General features: G+C 33.7%; 5 protein-coding genes. 2 read left to right on the forward strand and 3 right to left on the reverse strand.

The annotated features are described in order from the left end of the window. Positions 1-32: 32 nt before the first annotated feature. Entirely contained in the window at positions 33-1826 is a 1794-nt protein-coding gene (locus KHW44_RS05615; protein WP_094208295.1) for an oleate hydratase, read from the reverse strand. Between the two features lie 209 nt (positions 1827-2035). Between KHW44_RS05615 and KHW44_RS05620 the strand changes: the two genes are divergently transcribed. Together KHW44_RS05620 and KHW44_RS05625 are read left to right on the forward strand one after the other, a co-directional pair. Then, positions 2036-3721 carry a M3 family oligoendopeptidase gene (locus KHW44_RS05620; protein ID WP_304066986.1) on the forward strand — a complete coding sequence of 562 codons (1686 nt, stop codon included), beginning with the start codon at positions 2036-2038 and terminating at the stop codon, positions 3719-3721. Between the two features lie 100 nt (positions 3722-3821). After that, positions 3822-4127 carry a hypothetical protein gene (locus KHW44_RS05625; RefSeq protein ID WP_274983428.1) on the forward strand — a complete coding sequence of 102 codons (306 nt, stop codon included), beginning with the start codon at positions 3822-3824 and terminating at the stop codon, positions 4125-4127. 86 nt (positions 4128-4213) lie between these two features. Here KHW44_RS05625 and radA read toward each other — a convergent pair whose 3' ends face one another. Beyond that, on the reverse strand, positions 4214-5575 hold the full coding sequence (gene radA, locus KHW44_RS05630) for a DNA repair protein RadA (RefSeq protein ID WP_304066989.1): 1362 nt from the start codon (positions 5573-5575) through the stop codon (positions 4214-4216). A gap of 1 nt (position 5576) precedes the next feature. Then, a partial coding sequence (locus KHW44_RS05635) for a hypothetical protein (protein ID WP_304066991.1) occupies positions 5577-5819 on the reverse strand: 243 nt, incomplete at its 5' end.

Here is a 5819-nt window from a genome sequence, read left to right on the forward strand (position 1 = left end):
CCAGAAAATAAATTCCAGGGATATTAACAAATCTAAATCAAATTATTTTCTTTTAACATTAATTCGATATCAGTGTCTTCTATTTTCTTTCCAATACTATGAGCTAACAATTTTGGAATTGGTAGGTCAGGTTTTTCGTAATCATTAAGTGCACTAACTGCATTTAATAAATATCTCAAATCGTATCTTGAAGCGTAAACTTCTGGAATTCCCTTTTCAACATGACACAATGCATATACAGCTTCCATTGCTGTTCTTCCAGAATATTCTGTAGTAAATACAGTATCTCTGCCAGGTTTGTCCAGTGTTTCTGCAAATTGTCCAAGGAATGCAAAGTTCACAGCTCCTTTAGGAACAACGTAAGGTCTGTCGCCAAATTCACGAGGTTCAAAATGACTTGTAATATATGGCATCATTACAGGAATTGCTGAACAATCTTGTGATAATTGATCGATTTCTGCTTCAGGAACACCTATATGATATAACCATTCTTTTGTGATTTCTTTTCCTGTACAATCTCTCATAGTTTTTTTGATATAATTTCCGTCTTTGTCAGTAAATAATCCGTAAACCCAAACGCAAATATCTTCTTTTGGTTGACCAACATATTGTGGTTGTCTGTTAATCGTCCAGCTCATCAACCAATTTGAATCCTTAACAGTTACGATACCACCTGTAACTACTTTTCCTGTGTAAGGATTTCTCTTAGTAATATTTTCGATATAGTCGATAACTTTACCACCATGAACAGTTACAGTACAAGATTCCCAGTTAGTTCTTTCAACATTTTTACAGAATTTGTCAGGTTTGCCGAATTCATCTGATTTTAATGCTATATTCCTCCATAAATCCCAGCTTCCGCCAAGATCAGCACTCAAAGTTGCTGCAGTCTCATCGTCACCGTAGCTTGATGATTCAGTCATTGATCCATTAGTTATAAACACCAAATCATTTTCAGTTAAATCAATTGATTTGTCTTCACCTTTACTTGATTCCATTACCAATTTTGTAGCAACTTTCTTATCAGCAGTTATATCAAAATCAACATCTTTTACAGTGATTCCGTATTCAAATTTAACACCTTTTTCTTCTAACCATTTAACTATCGGTTTAACGATAGATTCGTATTGGTCGTATTGAGTAAATTGAAGAGCTGAAAGTGTAGGAAGTCCTCCAACATGGTGGATAAATCTGTTCAAATACAATTTCATTTCCAAAGCACTATTCCAGTTTTGGAACGCAAACATTGATCTCCACAAAATCCAGAAATCACTATTCAAAGTTTCTTCTGAGAAAACTTCATCAATTTGTTTGTTTTGTAAGATTTCATCTTTTGTAATTGTAAGCTCTGCAATTTCCTTCAAAGCTTTGTCTGATAAGTTGAATTTTTCTTCATCATATCTTTTACCATTTTCATGAGTTATACGACATTTACTGAAATTTGGATCGTCTAAGTTAGTGTAGAAGAAATGATCTAGTATTGATTCCTCTGGATTTTCAGATGATGGAACCGCACTGTACAAGTCCCACAAAATTTCAAAATGGTGACCCATTTCTCTACCACCTCTGGCAACATATCCTCTGTGTTCAGCCTTAAATTCTCCATCCAAACTTCCACCAGGCAATTCTAATTGTTCAATAAAAGTAATATTTTCGCCTTTCATGTGAGCATCTTTTACTAAAAATCCACCCGCAGCCAATGCAGCAATACCAGTACCTATAATGTAGGCTTTTTTATCATCTATATCTTTTGGCTTTCTTGCGTGAACTAAAGAGTGATAATTTCCATTAACAAACTTTACTCTTTCATCATAACTATTATTCATTAAATAACATCTCCTTTTCTTTATAAGAAAATTTTAAGCTGGTGGAATCATCAGTTCAAATCTCTTACATTTTTTATATACCCACTTTTTTAAATTATCTAACACTTTTCTCTATATTATTTTATTGTTTTTTTCTTAGAAATATTTATCAACCATAAAAACATTTACATTCAATAAAAATATGATAAAATGATTTTAGAGGTGAAAAAATGAAATTTACAGAATACAAATACACTAGACCTAACTTCGAAGAAGACAAGAAAAAGGTCGAAGATTTTATCAAAAGATTTAACGATTCCACAACTTCCGAAGAACAAATCAAAATCATGGAAGAAATGGACAAATACAAGAAAACATTAAGCACTAATGTAAACCTTGCCTACATTCGTCACACGATTGATACTAACGATGAATTCTACAAAGAAGAACAAGATTTCTTAGATGAATACATGCCACATTATTCAGTGCTTGACACTAAAATGTACGAAGCAATCGACAACTCCAAATTCAAAGACGATTTGGTTGAACATTTTGGACAACATTTGTTTGATTTAATAAGCTGTCAATTGATTTTTAATGAAAAAGCAGTTCCTTTTAAGCAAAAAGAAAACCAATTAACTACAAAATACAACAAACTAATCGCATCTGCACAAATCGAATTTGACAATAAAACATTGACATTGTCACAAATGGCTCCTTACACACAATCAAAAGATCGTGATGAAAGAAAAGCTGCCACAAGAAAAATCTCAGAATTTTTCGCAGAACATGAAAAAGAAATCGACGATATTTACGATGAAATGGTTCACGTTAGAACAGATATGGCTAAAGCTTTAGGATTTGATTCATACATTGAATACCAATACAAATCATTAATGAGAACTGATTATGACAAGAATGATGTTGCAAAATACAGAGAATTTGTCAAAAAATACGTAACACCAGTTTATCTTGAATTGAGAAAGAAACAATCTAAGAGAATTGGCATTGAAGACATGAAAGCTTACGATAACAACGTAATGTTCACTGATGGTAACGCAAAACCTCACGGAGAAAAAGACTTCTTGGTAGATAAGGCTAAGAAAATGTACTCAGAATTGTCACCAGAAACTAAAAAATTCTTCGATTTTATGTATGAAAGAGAATTATTCGATTTGGAAAGCAAAAAAGGTAAAGAAGGCGGCGGATATTGTACTACAATTGAAGATTATGAATCTCCATTCATCTTCGCAAACTTCAACGGAACTACTCACGATGTCGAAGTAATGACTCACGAAGCTGGTCATGCATTCCAATCTTATACTTCAATGGACGGAAGAATTTTCGAATACATCTGGCCAACATTTGAAGCATGTGAAATCCATTCAATGAGTATGGAATTTTTAACATGGCCATGGATGGAATTGTTCTTCGAAGAAGAAACTAACAAATTCAAATTCTCTCACTTAGATGGAGCTATCAGTTTCATTCCTTACGGTGTAACTATCGACCATTTCCAACACTTCGTATACGAAAATCCTGATTGCACTCCTGAAGAAAGAAAAGCAAAATACCACGAAATAGAATTGATGTATCGTCCAAACTTGGATTATGATGATGAATTCTTAGAAAAAGGAACTTGGTGGTACAGACAAGGTCACATCTTCAATAACCCATTCTATTACATTGATTACACATTGGCACAAGTTTGCGCATTCCAATTCTTATTGAAATCAAGAAAGAACCGTGAAGAAGCATTCAAAGATTACCTTGAAATCTGTAAAGTTGGTGGAAGCCAATCATTCTTCGGAATAATGAAAGCTGGTAACATCAAAAACCCAATGAACGATGGAGTTCTTGAAGAAATCCTTCCACAATTATTGGAAATATTAGACGAAATAGAAAAAGAATTATAAAATTTGAGAGTGGACATAGTCCACTCTTTTTTGAATATAAGAATTGTTTTTTTTATAAAACGTTATATAATTAAATTAAATAAAAAGTTTGGAGGCTTTTATGAAACGTAGCAAATTATTTGTAATTTTTTTATGCACTGTAATGATGTTCTCATTCACAATGTGCAAACATCAATCTATGAATACTTACAATCCGTATTCTGAAAGATACGGCATAAGTTCTGATGAAGACTTAAAAAAGGCTATGCAGTCCATGAAAGAAAACGAAGATTATCCAATTTACAAGGATGGTCAAGAAGAATCCAAAATTCACAGACAATATCTATTGGATTTGTATGAGAAAAATGATTTGTCTGCGATAAAAACCTACATCGATAACAATAAATTAATATTAGGAAAGAATTAGAAAAAGACACTCTATTTTTGAACTGACCTCCTTAAGTTAGTTTTTAGGTCTAACTTTTGGGAGTCAGTTCATTTTATGAGTGCCTTTTAAAATATATCTGATATTACCGATCTTATGCTATCAAATTGTTTGATTTCAAGATCGTATTTTTGTGTTAGTTTTGTGTTTTGTGAGATATAAACTTTTTTGTATCCCAATCTTTCGATTTCTTTTAATCTGGTTTCGATTTGTGGGACTCTTTTGATTTCTCCTGTTAATCCGACTTCTCCAATGAACACAACATCAGATGGAATTGGTTTGTTCATAAGTGATGATGCAATCGCCATTATTATGGACAAATTCACGGATTGTTCTTGGATTTTGATTCCTCCTGTGGTTTTGATGATGACATTTTTGTCATACATATTCATCCCTGCGCGTTCTTCCAATATAGAAATGAGCGTATTCAATTGGTCCTTGCGAAGGCTATCCCCTATTCTTTGAGGATACGGTGTGAATGATTTGGACACCAATGCTTCAACTTCGACAACCAAAATTCGTGACCCTTCTTTTATTACAGAAAGCGCTGCACCATTTACATCTTTTTTTCTTTTTGTGACGAAATAATCTGACGCATCGGTGATTTCCTTTATTCCATCTTCTTGCATATTAAACAATCCAATCTCTCCAGTTCGACCGAATCTGTTTTTCGTCGTTGTCAACAATCTCAATGGATCGTCACTTTCACCTTCCAAATAAAGCACAGTATCTACCAAGTGTTCAAGCGTTCTGAGTCCTGCCATTTCGTCTGATTTTGTCATGTGTCCAATCATAATCGCAAGAGTTGGTTTTTCGGGATTTTTGCAGATTTCTACAATTTTATTCGCACATTCTACAGTTTGCACAGGAGAACCTGGACGTGAAGTGTATTCACTAAGCTGGAATGTTTGAATACTATCCAAGAAAATCACATCCGGTTTTATTTTGTGAATAGAACCCAAAGCGTTGTCCATGCTTGTCGTTGAAATTAACCAAATATTTTCTGGGATTTTATCCATAGTTCTCATCGCTCTTTGTTTGATTTGAGATGTGGATTCTTCTCCAGAAATGTAGAGAACTTTTATATTTTTAGAAGCCAAATCATTTGCTAGTTCAAGTAGCAAAGTCGATTTTCCAGCTCCTGGTCTTGCAGTTAGAATTGACACGGAATCTCTGACAAGTCCTCCACCAAAAACTCTGTTTAATTCAGTAATCGACGATTGAATTCTCTCCGACGAATCTATCTTTACATCGACTAATTTAACCGCTTTTGAAGATTTGCTTGAGCTTGTCGTTGTAGTATTCGATTTTTCATCTACGATTTCTTGTTCTTGCATGGAACCCCAGCTGTTACAACTGGGGCATTTTCCTATCCACATGGCTTGCTCGTAGCCACAATTTTTGCACACGTATTTTGTTTTCTTTTTCATATTATTGTTTCACAGTCTTTTTGCTTCTTACATATCTTCTAAAGCTAACCTTGTCGTTAATCACAGTTATAGTTGTTTTCCTATTTTTGTCGATATCTCCGTTCAGGATCTTGTCGGCAAGTTCATTTTCAATATCTGTTCTGATAAGTCTTTCAAGAGGTCTTGCTCCGAATTTCTTGTCGTATCCTTTGTCTACAAGATAATCCAAGATTTTTTCGTCATATGAAATTATCAAATCATTCTT

It is taken from the genome of Finegoldia magna, assembly GCF_018371055.1.
GTDB classification, from domain to species: Bacteria; Bacillota; Clostridia; order Tissierellales; family Peptoniphilaceae; genus Finegoldia; species Finegoldia magna_I.

What these genes read in the sequence shown, in the direction of transcription:
- KHW44_RS05615 (WP_094208295.1), bottom strand. Translation starts at nt 1,826, where the DNA reads ATGAATAATAGTTATGATGAAAGAGTAAAGTTTGTTAATGGAAATTAT.
- radA (WP_304066989.1), bottom strand. Translation starts at nt 5,575, where the DNA reads ATGAAAAAGAAAACAAAATACGTGTGCAAAAATTGTGGCTACGAGCAA.
- KHW44_RS05625 (WP_274983428.1), top strand. Translation starts at nt 3,822, where the DNA reads ATGAAACGTAGCAAATTATTTGTAATTTTTTTATGCACTGTAATGATG.
- KHW44_RS05620 (WP_304066986.1), top strand. Translation starts at nt 2,036, where the DNA reads ATGAAATTTACAGAATACAAATACACTAGACCTAACTTCGAAGAAGAC.